Below are 16,170 nucleotides of genomic sequence, written 5' to 3'. Positions count from 1 at the left end.
ATCCCGACGGGCCCAGGTTGTCAGCGCCACTGTTCAGTCGATCGATTCCAGACGCAACGCATCCCCCAGTAACCCCAGTACGGCGGCAAGATCATGGTCGCCGCCGAAGGTATGACTCAGGCGCAAATGTTGCGAGTGTAACCCCTGAAGACTGAACAGCTCCCCCGGCGCGATCACCACCTGGTGCTTGAGCAGTCGCTGGAACACCCGATGCACGTCGACCTGGCGCAGCGAACGGGCCCAGATCGTCGCACCGCCCTGGGGATCGACGAACTGCAAGGCATCGCCCAGCCGCTCCTGCAACAGCTGGGTCATCTGCACTTTGCGATCTTTGAGCAACCGACGCAGTACCTGCAGATGGTGGTCGATACGACCATTGCCGTACAACCGGGCGATGGCCTTCTGACGAATCGGTGACAGGCGGAACGAGCGCAACAGGAACTGTCGTTGCAGCTCAACCCGCAGATGTCGCGAAAGCAGATAGCCGTAGGGTGCCTCCGGCCCGATGACCTTTTCGAAGGTGGAAAACACGAGCAGCCGGTCAGGGTCCAGCAGATCGCGAAACCGCAGACCGTCCGGTTCGAATCCGAGTTCGCCGTAGCAGTCGTTTTCAAGGACCCAAGTCCCGTGCTGCGCCAGCAACTGCGCGATAGTGTGCCGGTTGTCGTCAGGCGCCAGGCTGCCGCGCGGCATGTTCACCCCGGATGAAAGCATGACCAGACGCACCGTCGCGGTTTCCAGCAGTGCCTTGAGCCGCTCGAAGTCCAGGCCGCCGCAGGCTTGCAGCGGCAGCTCGATCACTTGCACGTCCGCGGCCTGCAACAGGCGCAGAATCACCCAGTCGCACGGCGCCTCGACTACCACTGTGGCGTCCTTGAGACACAACACGGCGATCAGGATTTCCAGCATCCCGCGCAGGTCTGCGCCGATGTACACGTCATCGGCGTGCCAGCAGCGCATGGGCGACGAGGTATAGCGCGCAGCCAGGGCCGTACGCAGTTCCAGCTCGCCGCACGGCTGCGAAGACGATTGCGGCTGGCGCGGGTACTGGCGCAGCAGTTCTCTCTCCAGCAGCAACGGCCGGTCCAATGGTTGCAACAGTGCCGGCTCATCGGCGCTCAAGACCAGCATGCCGGGACGCCTGGCATTGACGTAGACCGTTTCGAGCAGGTCATGGCCACTGCCCAGCGCAGTGATCGAAGACACGGGCAAGGCGTAATAACCGGACTTGGCGACCGAATACACGCGCCCTTCCTTCTCCAACAGCGAGTAGGCGTACTGAATGGTAGAGATCGACACACTCAGCCGGTCCGCCAATTGGCGCAACGATGGCAGGCGCACGCGCGTGTCGCTTGCCGGCTCGTCGATCAGGTTGGTCAGGTAACGGTACACCGCCTGATAGGCGAAGGCGGTTTCTCTTGGACCTTTCACTGTCCCGCCGACCATCCGCCCCCTATGGCGGTGTCATCGTCATATAAGGTCGCCGGCATTGGCAAAGCCTGGGCAGGCACCGGAGCCATGCGATACAGCGTGCCGAGCAGACTGACCGGCAGGCCGCTGACGTCAACCATCCATTGCATGATTTGCTCCGGTACCGGATGGCCCTGCATGGCCCGGTGCAAGTCCGGCAACGCCACGATCATGCCGGGGTGGCACTGACGCACAAAGCGCTCAAGGGCTGCGCCGTTGTCGCTAAATGGTGCGAACAGCAAACACACCAGTTGAGCCTCGCTCAAACCAAGATTTTTCTGTGCTTCGGCCGCTGCCCTTGCACGCTGCTCGGCGCTGGTTGCCGGGTTGCCGAACGCTTGCACCGCCTGCTCACCCAGGCGCTGGGGAAGTTGCCTGCGGCGCATCATTACCAGAGCCCATTGCAGGTAGTCGGCAACACCCGATTCGTAGCGGTGACCGTGCACGAAACACGCTTGCAACCCCTGAAGGTGCGCGCAGATAGACAGGCTGACGTAATCGTTGTCGCGCAGCTGAGCCGACAACTCGTCCGGCTGGAACCCGAGAAACTCGGTCAGCAGCGGCCAGCGCTCTTCCAGATTGCTGACCAGCAGGTCGTGAATGTCGATGTAGGTGGTGCGACGGCAGGCTTCAAATCGCTCGGCGGGACGCCATGCAGCCCGGTCGTCCTCAGGGTACAACCGGCGATAGCTGTCGCTGCCCAGTTCATCGAGCAGCGCAAACAGCCCTTCGTAGCCGGGTGCGTGATTCGAGGCACTGAGCCCGGCTTTCGCCGCCGCACGCCTCAAGCCCTCGATAAAGCGCTTTTGCGCGCGAGGCCCGTCGCTGCTGATCAGTGCATCGACGCCGTTGTCCCAGCGGGCGATTTGCCCATAAAACTCGCCGGTGGCCAGATACCCGTCGTCCCACAGCTCAAGCGGCCCGTTCCAGGTTCGGCGATGCCCGATCAGCAGCAGGTTGAGTCGATTGAATTCCCGGCCGGCCTCGGAGATCGGTGCCAGGTGATTGAATGGCAGGACCTCCCGATTATCGACCATCAGGACCTCGACCCGTGGATCGTCATAGAGAAACAAGGCACTGTGGGTGCGGTGGATGTTTTCCAGGGCCGAAGCGCTGTCGCCGTTCAAGCGCAGGGTCGCGACACGTAACTGAAACGTCGCGGGCGCGCGGCCGGCGATGCTCAGTTGTGCAGCACGCAGCAGCGCCAGGGTGTAGCAACTGTCCCGTGACCCGGACTGGATCGCCAGTACCTTGTGTTGGCCAATGCGCTCCATGCCCCCGGCGGCCACTACCAGGCGTTGAATCATCAGCTGCAATGCCGTGCGTTCGGCTCGAGAAAAGAAACCCATCAATCGTTGCAGTACTTGTTGATAGACGTAGGTCATCGCTTGATCATGGATATTGGTCATGTGTATTTACCTGGTACGCGTAAGTTCGATAGTGCGCAAACAAAGAGTTGCACCGTGCAATGGATCGTCGGGTCCATGCCTGAAGTGCCGGACTTTGTTGCAAAATGCTAACACTTAAATTTTCGGAAATTATTTGGAGTCAGTGGCGACTGCCTGAGCCTTGGACAAGGACAGACTGCCGCGCCGCCAGATACGGCGTCACGCGATGCCGTCGGCCGTCCTAGGAAATGTCCGACAGCGTCCCACAGACATTTAGTACAAGAATTAAAGAAAGAAGTTACCCATGTTTTTTTGGCAACGGCTTTACGACCCACTAATGGCCGAACATATAACAACAATGTGTATTGACAAGTATCAGCCTGAGAGGCGGCCATGACTCATTCCTTGAGATGAAAGTAATCATTCAATTATCAGGGCTTGTAAGCTGATTAGAAGATACAGATTGAGAGCAAAAACCAGCTCAGTTGCTGAGCTGATCCACCGTCAGGGCAACGGGAGGTCTCGTTTTTCAAAAGGGCGGATGGCAGAAACGAAAAGTCCGTGCAGGCACGGACTCTTTCGGGGAGGTTACGCAGGCTCGACCTGGAGGGCGACCCGTTCGCGACATGGGCATTCGTCCATATAGCGATGGGCTTCGACAAACTCGTCAAACGGGAAGACCCGGGTCTTGAGCGGCAGCAGCACACGGTCTGCGGTCAGCTGGTTGATGTCGCGCAAGGCCCGTTGCAGTGCAACCTGGTCCTGAATGATGCCCAGCTCCGGCTTGCCGGTGAAGTTGCCGATGCAGTGCACAAAGAACTGAATGTTCTTCTGGAACGCCGCGCAGGCCGGGAATGGCGTCTGGTTGCCACCTTGCAAGCCGTACAGCACCAGGCTGCCACGAGGTGCCAGCACATCGCCGAGCAACGACATCTGTGGGCCGCCGAGACCGTCGAACACCACGTCCACGCCACGGTTTTCGGTGATTTTGTTGATCTGCATCAGCAGATCCTGTTCTTCGGTGACGATGACTTTCTCGGCGCCGAGGGACAGCAGGTATTCACGTTCGTCCGCCGTCTTGGTTGCGGCAATCACCCGCACACCCAGGGCTTTACCCAACTGGACGAACGAAGGGCCGGCGCAGTGACTGGCGTCGGTGACCAGCGCAAATTGCCCCGGCTTGACCCGTGCCAGTTCGACGTAGGCGAAATAGGCGATCAACAGCGGCGTGTAATGCACACTGGCTTCGATCGGGCTCAGTACATCCGGGTAGCGGGTCAGCGCCGAGCGCGGCAGCACGATCTGCTCGCCGTAGACCGGGTAGTCGTTGGGGCTCTCGGCCGGGAAGCTGGCGACCTTGTCACCGACTTCCAGGTCATCGACACCCTCGCCCAGCGCCGTGACCACGCCGGACATTTCATGGCCCAGCCCGGAAGGCAGGCGAGCGTGGGACGACGCCAGGTTCTGGCGCCAGAGAATATCGTACCAGCTGATGCCAATCGCCTCGACGCGCACCTGCACTTCGCCCGGCGCAGGCAGAGCGGCCGCATGCTCTTCGCATTTGAGCACCTCGGCTGGACCAAACTTGTGAAAACGAATCGTGCGTGACATCGCAAACCTCGTCAAAGAAACCTCTAATGCCCTGAACTCTATCCGGGCTTTGTACCCAAGACTATCAGTGGCTATTAATAGTCGACATGCCTGTCATTGATTCCGCAGCATCGACGGGATCAACGGTTGCCGTAAAAGCTGCGGTGGCCGTCCCACGAAAACTGAATTATTCGGTGCACAGTAGCAGCCTTTCCCCTTAATATTCATGCCGGCCATTGTTCTCATATGGCCGCTCTCGTCAAGCCCAGACTCTGCCAGGACTCCAGATGAATCGTAATGACCTGCGTCGTGTCGACCTGAACCTGTTGATCGTTTTCGAAACGTTGATGCACGAACGCAGCGTGACTCGCGCTGCGGAGAAACTGTTCCTCGGTCAGCCGGCCATCAGTGCGGCACTCTCGCGCCTGCGCGGGCTGTTCGATGACCCCTTGTTCGTGCGCACCGGGCGCAGCATGGAACCGTCCGCCCGGGCGGTGGAGATCTTCGCCCTGCTCTCTCCGGCCCTGGATTCGATTTCCACCGCCGTCAGCCGCGCCGCTGAATTCGACCCGGCTACCAGCACCGCGGTGTTCCGCATCGGCCTGTCCGACGACGTCGAATTCGCCCTGCTGCCGATGCTGCTCAAGCGCCTGCGCGCCGAATCACCGGGGATCGTGCTGGTGGTGCGGCGGGTCAACTACATCCTGATGCCGGGATTGTTGGCTTCCGGCGAAATCTCCATCGGCGTCAGCTATACCACCGACCTGCCGGCGAATGCCAAGCGCAAGGTGCTGCGCCGCAGCCTGCCGAAACTGTTGCGCGCCGACACCGTGCCGGGGCCGTTGAGCCTGGATGATTTCTGCGCGCGGCCCCATGCGCTGGTGTCGTTCGCCGGTGACCTCAGCGGCTTTATCGACGAGGAGCTGGAAAAGCTCGGGCGTAAACGCCATGTGGTGCTCGCGGTACCGCAGTTCAACGGCCTGAGCACACTGCTCAGCGGCACCGACATTGTCGCGACCGTGCCTGACTACACGGCTGAAGCATTGACGGCGGCTGGCGGCGTGCGGGCTGAAGACCCGCCATTGCCGACCCGCAGTTTTGAGCTGCATATGGCTTGGCGCGGGTCCCAGGACAATGATCCCGGTGAGCGCTGGTTGAGGTCGCGGATTCAGATGTTCTTTGGGGATCCGGATAGTCTTTGAGTGAACCGAGGCTTAAGTATCGCCTGCATGGCAAGGAGAACCTGTTTGCCGTCGGCCGCTATCCCGACATCAGTCTCAAGGAAGCCCGCGACATCGCCCGCGCGGCGCGACGCGACGCGACGTGGCCAATCACATCGCCCCGCTCAAGGCCAAGACCGCCAAGATCGAGGCGCAGCTGCTCAGCGAGGTGCGCACCTTCAGGTACGTGGCCGAGCAATGGCTGAACTTTAAGTCCGCAAAACTGATAACCAAACCCCTCTCTGGTTTTCGAGGCGCACTGGACAATCCTGTTCTGCCAGCCATCGGCCATAAGCCGGTCAGCGAGATCACGCTGGAACACATCACCGAGATCGTCACCGAGCTACGCCGCAAGCGCACCATCATCCGCGCAGCCAGATCGAACGACGCACGCATGATTACAAACGCCATGGTACCGCCAGTCTGTATGCCGCTTTTGACATCACATGCAAGTCAAGCGCTGCGGGCGTCGCGCGGTCGATCTGAAAATAAGTTATTGAATTAACCGCTCATGACACAAGTTAGAGAAGCGGAATGCTATAGCTTACAAAAACTCGATTCTGATCTACGTTTCGAGACGCTTCGCTGTTGGACTTGCCGTTACGCCAGCCGAACCCGACGCCTTTGAGCGCTCCGGACTGAAGGACGTAGTCCAGGCTAATGTCTCTTTCCCATTCCTTTTGGTTGTCGCCTGACGTAGTTTTAATATTATCGCCGGAGAGGTACATGACCGAGCCTTTCAGGCCAGGGACACCCAGAGCGGCGAAGTCGTAAGCATACTGACCGAAAGCTGTGCGCTCGCCTGCGCGGGTGAAAGTTTGGATCAGGCGGTCTGTATACAGATACAGGCTTGCTCCACCGGCGCCCTTGTCTACCAGGCTACCCTGACTGAGTTGAGTGAAGTTGCTGCCATCCGACACACTTTGGTACCCCGCAGTAATCGCGTGGCCACCCAGTGTGTAAATCAACGCGGCACTCCAGGTACGGTTGTCGATCTCTCCACCACCGTTTTTGGTGTAGCCACTAATTCTGTAGCCTGGCGTACCGGAGCTATTTGCACCTGACGAGTCAGTTTTGAAGTAGCGCAGGTCGGTTTTAAGGGACTGATTGTCCGAGAGGGCAAGGGTGTGAATTAATCCCAAAAAATGCTGCGTATAGTAGTTATCGAGGCTGGCGTAGTAGTACTGAGCTGTCAGATCCTTGGTGACGTTCCAATCGCCCCCGGCGAAGTCAAACTGATTGCTTTCACGCGTACCACCAGCAACGGCCAACCCCGTCTGATCGCTCGAACCACGTCCTGTCGCATGTTCGATCCGACCTCCAGTCAAGGTCAGCCCCTTGAACTCGCTCGAGGTGATTTGACCGCCCTCGAAAGTTTGTGGAAGCACGCGCCCATCGTTGGCGACCAGAATTGGGAGTTTCGGTATCAAGGTGCCATAGCGAAGTTCAGTTTTCGACATTTTGACTTTTCCGGTCAGCCCCAGCCGGCTCCACTCGTCGACGGCACGGTTGTCACTGTCAGAAGGCATCATGGTGCTGCCGACATGCCGTCCTTTGCCGCTGTCCAGGGTAACCCCCAGCAACCCCAGGCCATCGACACCAAAGCCAACCATGCCATCGGTATAGCCCGACTTGAAGTCCAACATGAAACCCTGCGCCCATTCTTCAGTTTTGGAAGGGGCGGCAATGCCATCGCGGTTGTCGTTATTGAAGTAGAAGTTTCTCATTCCCAAGGTGGCTTTACTATCACTTAGGAAGTCAGCATGCGCCTGGGCACTCAGGGTGATACTAAGAAACACCGAACTTGCAGCAATTTTTTTTCTGCTCACTTATATAGCGCTCCATTTGTTATTTTCAAGTAATAGAAGCAACGCAAAATCTTCCAGGTCAACGCAATGCACAGGAAGGAACGGTATATAGTTAATTTTAACTAGCGCGATAAATGGCACCTTTCATCAGCAGCGCTTTGGAAAAGTCCACCAAGGTGATCCGTGCATGAGCGTGTCCAGGAGGGATCGCAGCGTCATCGGCATAGCAGCCGAGGCCGCGCAACAATGCGGCGTCCTCGACCCGGGTCTGACGGGCGCCGATATGGCCGGTCTGGCTTTCGGTAGCAGATGGGAAACTAGTCATTTTTTCGCGGCTCTTGTTGTTATGCAGCGCACTAGCGTTAGAGCCGAGTGTGTGAGAAAGGCACAGGGAGCGCCTTGCCAGGGGAGATGGAGTTCTGCGTTGGGGTCTGAAAACTTACCTTATCGTCTGATTTTCAGGACTGGGACGCGACACAATTGCCGGTCAGGGACGGGGAAGCGGGATGGTTCGCGGGCCTGCTTGGTCTTTTAGACTCAGCCCCGAAACAGTGGGTCAATATCTTCAGAAAACTGGTGTTACCAGTTAGTTGCGTGTCGTGAAGCCGTTAGATACTGCCGGGGCAGCACTCTTGATCTATCTGATCAAGAGAATCAACGTCATCATCTTCTTCGCCTTCTTCGTCAAAAATTGCTTGAGCGTCTTCTTCGCCCCATGGTTCGTCATCATGGAATTCGTGATCGAGCAGGTGGTCGTGCTCGGGCTCGGGAATATCTCGTTCTTCGCTCATGACTTATCGAACCAAAAATAAAAGAACTGACTGTATATGCAGATCCCTTTAGAAGTCTTCAAGTTTTTTGCCAGACTTCAGCAGCTGATACCTCGCCGGGCCGAGCACCTCCAGCTTGCGGGCATCCAACTGACAGTTGTATGAGCAACCGCAACTACAGATAAATGCCAACATCTATGCCTCCCTCGGCATAGGCCCTGACCCTTCGCTAGATCCCAATACGGAGTACACTGAGCGCCAGGTTTTTCCATCCCGCCCTTCTGTCTGTGGCCGAAACCAGCGTTCTAGAGCCATGTCCAAATGTTCTTTGGCGATCCGGACAGCCTCGAGCAGCCGGGGCATTAGCGCCAGGTAGCCCGGCAAACGCAGGACTCAGGCACTGCGAATACCACCGTGAATCAAAAGAGGCTGGGGCACTGCGCAAAGAGGGACCGCGATGAACATCATCAGAAAAGCCCTGGCGGGCGTTGATTGGATGGAGTGGCCGGGCCGTGGGGCGCAGCTCGCGTTCGCCGTGCTGGCAGTGTGCGGGTACTACGGCTGGGCCCAGCAGGAGAGCCGCAAACAGGAGGCTCTGTGTGACGTGGCGCAGTCGCATGCGCAAGTGGTCGAAGAGCGGGCACCGCGATCAGCGGAACTCAAGGCCGCCAGGGAGGCAGTCCGTGACGCCTGCGATTGACCCGATTACTAAGTGAGCAAGTAATGCGGCGACCCGGACTGCCCGCGAAAGCCGCCACTCGGTCCAACGCGTGTTCTTTACATTCCCCGCAACACTGATTTGTCATCATTCCAATTGATAGCCCCCTAACGAAAGGCGCAGACTAGAGGGCTCACACCACGCTTATATCATTCCGAATGATAGTTACCTTTGCTTCATTCGATTCGTGAGATACCACCCGCCCCGAGCATCATTCGCCCATTCTCAATACATTGGCGGATGCATCCATGGAACAATCACTCAAACATTTGCGCTTCCCCTTGGCCCTGTTGGCCGTGCTGGTGATGAGCGCCTGCGGCAAGGCTCCGGAGACGGCCGCCACTTTGCCCGCAGCCAAGGTCAGCGTGGCCAAGGTGCTGGAACAACCGGTCAATGAGTGGGACGAATTCACCGGGCGCCTCGAAGCGCCGGAAACCGTAGAGATCCGTCCTCGGGTCTCCGGGCAGATCGATGAAGTGGCTTTCACTGAAGGCGCCCTGGTCAAGAAAGGCGATCTGTTGTTCCAGATCGACCCGCGTCCGTTCCAGGCTGAGGTCCGCCGCCTCGAAGCCCTGGTTGCCCAATCCCGCGCCAACGCCAACCGCAGTGAAAACGAAGCCCAGCGCGGTGAACGCCTGCGTACCAGCAATGCGATCTCCGCCGAGCTGGCCGATTCGCGCACCAGCGCTGCTCAGGAAGCCCGGGCCGCAGTCGGCGCCCTCCAGGCGCAGCTTGATCTGGCAAAATTGAACCTGAGCTTTACCCGCGTCACCGCGCCGATCAGCGGTCGCGTCAGCCGCGCGCAAATCACCGCCGGCAACCTGGTGACCGCCGATACCACCGCACTGACCAGCGTCGTTTCCACCGACAAGGTCTACGCCTACTTCGACGCCGACGAGCGTGTGTTCCTCAAATACACCGCCCTCGCCCGCCAGGGCAAACGCGGTGCCACCACTCCGGTTTACCTCGGCCTGTCCAACGAAGACGGCAACCCGCACCAGGGTGTGATGAACTTCGTCGACAACCAGGTCAACCCGAAAACCGGCACCATCCGCGGCCGCGCGGTGTTCGATAACACCGACGGCACCTACACCCCGGGCCTCTACGCACGTCTGAAACTGGTCGGCAGCGGGACCTACTCCGCCGTGCTGATCAACGACGAAGCGGTCGGTACTGACCTGGGCAAGAAGTTCGTGCTGGTGATGGATGCCGACAACAAGACGGCGTATCGCTCGGTCGAGCTGGGGCCGAAGATCGAAGGCCTGCGCATCGTGCGCAACGGCCTGAACAAGGATGACACCGTCATCGTCAAGGGCCTGCAACGTGTACGCCCTGGTTCGCCGGTCACGCCTGAAGTGATCCCGATGGCCAGCCAGGAAACCCTCGCCGCTCTGGCTCAACAACGACAAGCGCTGGAAGCCAGCAACCTGCCCCAAGTCGCACCTGCCAAGGTTGCGTCGGGTGTGGTTGTGAAAGTGGCTGCTGCGACACCACGCGGTTAAGGGATCTCTACGATGAATTTTTCCCAATTCTTCATTTCACGGCCGATCTTCGCAGCGGTGCTGTCGCTGCTGATCCTGATCGCCGGTGCCATCTCGCTGTTCCAGTTGCCGATCAGCGAATACCCGGAAGTGGTGCCGCCGACCGTGGTGGTTCGTGCCAACTTCCCGGGTGCCAACCCTAAAGTCATCGGTGAAACCGTGGCCGCTCCCCTTGAGCAAGCCATCACCGGCGTCGAGAACATGCTGTACATGTCCTCGCAGTCCACCGCCGACGGCAAGATCACCCTGACCATCACCTTCGCCCTGGGCACTGACCTGGACAACGCGCAGGTTCAAGTGCAAAACCGTGTGACCCGTACCGAGCCCAAGCTTCCTGAAGAAGTGACGCGCATCGGTATCACTGTGGACAAGGCATCGCCCGACCTGACGATGGTGGTGCACTTGACCTCGCCGGACAAACGCTACGACATGCTCTACCTGTCCAACTACGCCCTGCTCAACATCAAGGACGAGCTGGCGCGGTTGGGCGGTGTCGGTGATGTGCAGTTGTTCGGCATGGGCGATTACTCGCTGCGGGTCTGGCTCGATCCGAACAAGACCGCTTCACGCAACCTGACAGCCACCGACGTGGTGAGCGCGATTCGTGAACAGAACCGTCAGGTGGCGGCCGGTGCACTGGGCGCTCCGCCTGCGCCGAACGCCACTGCATTCCAGCTCTCGGTCAACACCCAGGGCCGTCTGGTGTCCGAGGAAGAGTTCGAGAACATCATCATCCGCTCCGGCGACAACGGTGAAATCACTCGTCTCAAAGACATCGCTCGCATTGAGCTGGGCTCCAGCCAATACGCCCTGCGTTCCTTGCTCAATAACCAGCCGGCGGTGGCGATTCCGATCTTCCAGCGCCCCGGTTCCAACGCGATAGAGATTTCCAACGAAGTGCGCGACAAGATGGCCGAGCTGAAGAAGAGCTTCCCGGAGGGCATGGACTTCAGCATCGTCTATGACCCGACGATCTTCGTGCGCGGCTCCATCGAAGCGGTGGTCCACACCCTGTTCGAAGCACTGATCCTCGTGGTGTTGGTGGTGATCCTGTTCCTGCAAACCTGGCGCGCCTCGATCATTCCGTTGGTGGCGGTGCCGGTGTCGCTGATCGGTACCTTTGCCGTGATGCACCTGTTCGGCTTCTCGCTGAACGCCTTGTCATTGTTCGGGCTGGTATTGGCGATCGGTATCGTGGTCGACGACGCCATCGTGGTGGTGGAGAACGTCGAACGTAACATCGGACTGGGGCTGACACCGGTCGAAGCAACCAAGCGGGCCATGCGTGAAGTGACCGGGCCGATCATTGCGACCGCGCTGGTGTTGTGTGCGGTGTTTATCCCGGCGGCCTTCATCTCCGGGCTCACCGGGCAGTTCTACAAGCAGTTCGCCCTGACCATTGCGATCTCGACTGTGATCTCGGCGTTTAACTCACTGACCCTGTCGCCTGCCCTGGCTGCTGTGTTGCTCAAAAGCCATGACGCGCCGAAGGACCGTTTCTCCAAGGTCCTCGACAAGATCTTTGGTGGCTGGCTGTTCCGTCCGTTCAACCGTTTCTTTGACAAGGCCAGCCACAGTTATGTCGGCACGGTAGGCCGGGTGATCCGCAGCAGCGGCATCGCCCTGCTGGTGTACGCCGGCCTGATGGTGCTGACGTTCTTCGGTTTCTCCAGCACCCCGACCGGTTTCGTACCTGGCCAGGACAAGCAATACCTGGTGGCCTTCGCGCAACTGCCGGACGCCTCGAGCCTGGACCGCACCGAAGACGTGATCAAGCGCATGTCCGACCTGGCGCTGAAACAGCCTGGCGTGGAAAGTGCGGTGGCCTTCCCTGGCTTGTCGATCAACGGCTTCACCAACAGCCCTAACGCCGGCATCGTGTTCGTGACCCTCAAACCGTTCGACGAGCGCAAAGACCCGAGCATGTCCGCCGGTGCGATTGCCGGTGCATTGAACGGTCAGTTCGCCGGGATCCAGGAAGCCTACATGGCGATCTTCCCGCCGCCGCCGGTACAAGGCCTGGGCACCATCGGTGGTTTCCGCCTGCAGATCGAAGACCGGGGCAACCTGGGCTACGACGAGCTGTACAAAGAAACCATGAACATCATCAACAAAAGCCACAACGTGCCGGAACTGGCTGCCCTGTTCACCAGCTACACGGTGAACGTGCCCCAGGTCGATGCCGCCATCGACCGGGAAAAAGCCAAGACCCACGGCGTGGCCGTCAGCGACATCTTCGACACCCTGCAGATCTACCTGGGTTCGCTGTATGCCAACGACTTCAACCGCTTTGGCCGTACCTATCAAGTCAACGTGCAGGCCGAGCAGCAATTCCGTCTCGAGCCGGACCAGATCGGTCAGCTGAAAGTGCGCAACAACAAAGGCGAGATGATCCCGCTGGCAACCTTCATCAAGGTCAGCGACACCTCGGGGCCGGACCGCGTGATGCACTACAACGGCTTCATCACCGCTGAAATCAACGGTGCCGCAGCGCCCGGCTACAGCTCCGGCCAGGCCGAGAAAGCCATCGAGAAACTGCTCAAGGAAGAACTTCCGAACGGCATGACCTACGAATGGACCGACCTGACCTACCAGCAGATCCTGTCCGGCAACACCGCGCTGTTCGTGTTCCCGCTCTGCGTCCTGCTGGCGTTCCTGGTACTTGCCGCGCAGTACGAAAGCTGGAGCCTGCCATTGGCGGTGATCCTGATCGTGCCGATGACCCTGCTGTCGGCCATCACCGGTGTGATTGCCTCGGGGGGCGACAACAACATCTTCACCCAGATCGGCTTGATCGTACTGGTGGGGCTTGCCTGCAAGAACGCGATCCTGATCGTCGAATTCGCCAAGGATAAACAGCAGGACGAAGGCATGAGCCCGCTGGCGGCAGTGCTCGAAGCGTGCCGTCTGCGTTTGCGGCCGATCCTGATGACGTCCTTCGCGTTCATCATGGGTGTGGTGCCACTGGTGTTCTCCAGCGGTGCCGGTGCCGAGATGCGTCATGCCATGGGTGTCGCGGTGTTCTCCGGGATGCTTGGGGTGACCTTCTTCGGGCTGTTGCTGACGCCGGTGTTCTACGTACTGATTCGCAACTTTGTCGAGCGCGGTGAAAAGCGCAAAGCGGCCAAAGCCCTGAAACTGGAGGCGCAACAATGAGTCTGAAAGCCTTCCTGCCGAGCCTGCTGGTACTGGCCCTGAGTGCCTGTGCCGTCGGCCCGGACTACCAGACCCCGGCCACCGAACCGGCTAACATCACCCACGCCACCGACGGCGCGGCCGGGCAGAAAAACTTCGACCGCGCACGGTTCGAAGGCATCTGGTGGCAGCAATTCGAAGACCCGGCCCTCAACCAGTTGGTGACCCGATCGCTGCAAGGCAACCGTGATCTGCGCGTGGCCTTCGCCCGCTGGAAAGCCGCCCGGGCGATTCGCGACGACGCCAGCAATGACGCCATGCCGACCATCACCAGCCGCGCCAGCAGTAACCTGGGCAAAGGACAGATTCCTGGCCAGACCACCGACCGGGTCAACAGTGAACGCTACGACCTGGGGCTGGACATGGCCTGGGAACTGGACCTGTTCGGACGCATCCAGCGCAATCTGGAATCCAGCGACGCCGAACAGCAGGCTGCCGAAGCCGATCTGTACCAGCTGCAAGTCAGCATGATTGCCGAACTGGTGGACGCCTACGGTCAACTGCGCGGTGCGCAACTGCGGGAAAAGATCGCCCTGGCCAACCTGAACAACCAGCAGGAATCGCGCAAGATCACCGAAAGCCTGCGCGATGCCGGTGTCGGCGATCAGCTGGACGTGGAACGCGCCGATGCACGCCTGGCGTCTGTCGAAGCCAGCGTGCCGCAACTGCAGGCCGAACAGGTCCGGCAGAAAAACCGCATCGCCACCCTGCTGGGTGAACGGCCGGACAAACTGACCGTCGACCTGAGTCCGAAGGACCTGCCGGCGATCGCGAAAGCGCTGCCGATCGGTGATCCGGGTGAACTGCTGCAACGTCGCCCTGACATCCTTAGCGCCGAACGCAAACTGGCCTCCGCCACGGCGCGCATCGGCGTGGCCAAGGCTGATTTGTTCCCTCGGGTCAGCCTCAGCGGCTTCCTCGGCTTCACCGCCGGGCGCGGTTCACAGATCGGCTCCTCGGCGGCCAACGCCTGGGCACTGGGCCCGAGCATCACCTGGGCGGCGTTTGACCTGGGCAGCGTGCGTGCGCGTTTGCGCGGTGCCGATGCCGAAGCCGAAGGCGCCCTGGCGACCTACGAGCAGCAAGTGTTGCTGGCCCTGGAAGAATCGGAAAACGCCTTCAGCGACTACGGCAAACGCCAGCAACGGCTGATTTCGCTGATTCGCCAGAGTGAATCCAGCCGCAAGGCCGCTGATCTGGCGCAGATTCGCTACCGCGAAGGCACGGCGGACTTCCTTGTCCTGCTCGATGCCCAGCGTGAGCGCCTGGCGGCCGAGGATACCCAGGCCCAGGCCGAAGTCGATTTGTATCGCGGCATTGTCGCAATCTACAAGGCACTGGGCGGTGGCTGGCAACCGGACACCGTCGCCAGCAAGTAACGTTTCAACGAGCTCTTTTGGTTGGCCGCAACCAACCAGATCTTTTGCCCCGCGCCGCATTCGGTCGCGGGGTTTTTTTTGCCTGCTCACCCTGCTGAATGCACCGCAATCCCCTGTGGTGTTTAGCGTTGGTCTTGAGCCTTGCGGTCTTCCAGGACTGTCACGGTAGCCGTGGTCCCGGCCCGCAGTCGGTTCTTGCCGGCATAGTCGGCATCAATCCGTATCCGCACCGGCACCCGTTGCGCCAGTTTGACCCAGGTGTAGCTGGGGTTGATGTTAGCCAGCAGGCGACTGCCCGGCACGTTTTCGCGGTCGGCGATGGCGAAGGCAATGCTTTGCACCGTGCCACCGAAAGTCTCGCCGCTCATCAATTCGATCCTGACGCGGTCACCCTCCTCTATCCGCGGCAGCTTGGTTTCTTCAAAGTAGCCGCTGACATGGAACGAGTCGCTGTCCACCAACGCCAACAGGGCGCCACCGGCAGTGGCATAGTCGCCCTGACGGGTGAGCAGGTTGGTGACATAACCACTCACGGGCGCTGCGACCCGGGTGCGCTGCAAGTCGAGTTCAGCCTGGGTCAAGGCCGCAATGGCCAGGTGCACGTTGGCCTGGGCCAGCCCCAGATTGGCCTGGTTGCGCAGCAATTCGGCCTGCGCCACGGCCACGTCCGTGCTGGATTTCTCCCACTCCTCGCCAGAGATGACGGCGCGGTCCTTGAGGGTGCGGCGTCGGCGCTCTTCACTCTGACGCTGGCGCAACAATGCTGAGCTGGCGACAATTGTCGCTTCGGATTGACCGAGGGTGGCTTTGGACACTTCGACCGAGCGCCTGGCGTGTTCCACCGCCAGCACATAGCGCGCCGGGTCGATCTCCAGCAGCAGTTGGCCCTTGTCCACGTACTGGTTGTCCTGCACGCCAAGGCTGACGATGCGTCCCGAGACATCGGCGGACAAGGTCACCACATCGGCACGCACCCGTGCATCCCGCGTCCAGGGCGCGCGGGTGTAATGCTCCCAGGCGAACCAGCCGAGCACGAAGGCCAGCAGTACCACCGCCACCGTCACGAGTCGGGCAAGGATCTTTTTCACTGC

11 protein-coding genes and 2 pseudogenes are annotated in these 16,170 nt (G+C 59.8%); 6 read left to right on the top strand and 7 right to left on the bottom strand.

The features are described from left to right. Positions 1-33: 33 nt before the first annotated feature. The 3 genes from ACA041_RS14235 to ACA041_RS14225 all read right to left on the bottom strand — a co-directional run bounded on the left by ACA041_RS14235 (position 34) and on the right by ACA041_RS14225 (position 4,469). Positions 34-1,431, bottom strand: a complete 1,398-nt coding sequence (locus tag ACA041_RS14235; protein ID WP_497441691.1) for an aminotransferase-like domain-containing protein — start codon at positions 1,429-1,431, stop codon at positions 34-36. Further along, the gene (locus ACA041_RS14230) at positions 1,428-2,879 is read right to left on the bottom strand and encodes a hypothetical protein (RefSeq protein ID WP_497441690.1); all 1,452 of its coding nucleotides are present in this window, start codon (positions 2,877-2,879) and stop codon (positions 1,428-1,430) included. The genes ACA041_RS14235 and ACA041_RS14230 overlap by 4 nt, the downstream gene beginning before the upstream one ends. A gap of 567 nt (positions 2,880-3,446) precedes the next feature. After that, positions 3,447-4,469 (bottom strand): zinc-dependent alcohol dehydrogenase family protein, encoded by a 1,023-nt coding sequence (locus ACA041_RS14225; RefSeq protein ID WP_497441689.1) that lies wholly within the window; start codon positions 4,467-4,469, stop codon positions 3,447-3,449. A gap of 266 nt (positions 4,470-4,735) precedes the next feature. Here ACA041_RS14225 and ACA041_RS14220 point away from each other — a divergent pair, with 266 nt between their 5' ends. Together ACA041_RS14220 and ACA041_RS14215 are read left to right on the top strand one after the other, a co-directional pair. After that, positions 4,736-5,650 carry a LysR family transcriptional regulator gene (locus ACA041_RS14220; RefSeq protein ID WP_497441688.1) on the top strand — a complete coding sequence of 305 codons (915 nt, stop codon included), beginning with the start codon at positions 4,736-4,738 and terminating at the stop codon, positions 5,648-5,650. Positions 5,651-5,658: 8 nt separating this feature from the next. Next, a pseudogene (locus ACA041_RS14215) lies at positions 5,659-6,047 on the top strand (integrase arm-type DNA-binding domain-containing protein); the annotation flags it as partial. A 142-nt stretch (positions 6,048-6,189) separates the two neighbouring features. On the opposite strand, the gene ACA041_RS14210 reads toward ACA041_RS14215, so the two are convergent. The 3 genes and pseudogenes from ACA041_RS14210 to ACA041_RS14200 all read right to left on the bottom strand — a co-directional run bounded on the left by ACA041_RS14210 (position 6,190) and on the right by ACA041_RS14200 (position 8,267). After that, positions 6,190-7,497: an OprD family porin gene (locus tag ACA041_RS14210; RefSeq protein WP_497441687.1), complete on the bottom strand. Its 1,308-nt coding sequence runs from the start codon at positions 7,495-7,497 to the stop codon at positions 6,190-6,192. Positions 7,498-7,615: 118 nt separating this feature from the next. Next, a pseudogene (locus ACA041_RS14205) lies at positions 7,616-7,801 on the bottom strand (hypothetical protein); the annotation flags it as partial. 283 nt (positions 7,802-8,084) lie between these two features. After that, positions 8,085-8,267, bottom strand: a complete 183-nt coding sequence (locus ACA041_RS14200) for a hypothetical protein (protein ID WP_497441686.1) — start codon at positions 8,265-8,267, stop codon at positions 8,085-8,087. A gap of 436 nt (positions 8,268-8,703) precedes the next feature. Between ACA041_RS14200 and ACA041_RS14195 the strand changes: the two genes are divergently transcribed. From ACA041_RS14195 to ACA041_RS14180, 4 genes are all read left to right on the top strand, one after another. Beyond that, positions 8,704-8,946 carry a hypothetical protein gene (locus ACA041_RS14195; protein ID WP_497441685.1) on the top strand — a complete coding sequence of 81 codons (243 nt, stop codon included), beginning with the start codon at positions 8,704-8,706 and terminating at the stop codon, positions 8,944-8,946. Between the two features lie 266 nt (positions 8,947-9,212). Beyond that, positions 9,213-10,466 carry a multidrug efflux RND transporter periplasmic adaptor subunit MexE gene (gene mexE, locus ACA041_RS14190; protein WP_497441684.1) on the top strand — a complete coding sequence of 418 codons (1,254 nt, stop codon included), beginning with the start codon at positions 9,213-9,215 and terminating at the stop codon, positions 10,464-10,466. A gap of 12 nt (positions 10,467-10,478) precedes the next feature. Further along, complete coding sequence (locus tag ACA041_RS14185; RefSeq protein WP_497441683.1) at positions 10,479-13,661, top strand: efflux RND transporter permease subunit; 3,183 nt, start codon at positions 10,479-10,481, stop codon at positions 13,659-13,661. Beyond that, complete coding sequence (locus ACA041_RS14180) at positions 13,658-15,079, top strand: efflux transporter outer membrane subunit (protein WP_497441682.1); 1,422 nt, start codon at positions 13,658-13,660, stop codon at positions 15,077-15,079. Before ACA041_RS14185 ends, ACA041_RS14180 begins: the two co-directional genes overlap by 4 nt. A gap of 122 nt (positions 15,080-15,201) precedes the next feature. On the opposite strand, the gene ACA041_RS14175 is transcribed toward ACA041_RS14180, so the two are convergent. After that, positions 15,202-16,167, bottom strand: a complete 966-nt coding sequence (locus tag ACA041_RS14175) for an HlyD family secretion protein (protein WP_497441681.1) — start codon at positions 16,165-16,167, stop codon at positions 15,202-15,204. Between the last annotated feature and the right edge of the window lie 3 nt (positions 16,168-16,170).

The organism is Pseudomonas sp. LBUM1676 (assembly GCF_059695605.1).
The sequence above is the reverse complement of the archived record's forward strand: the minus strand, read 5'-3'. Positions and strand labels throughout refer to the sequence as shown.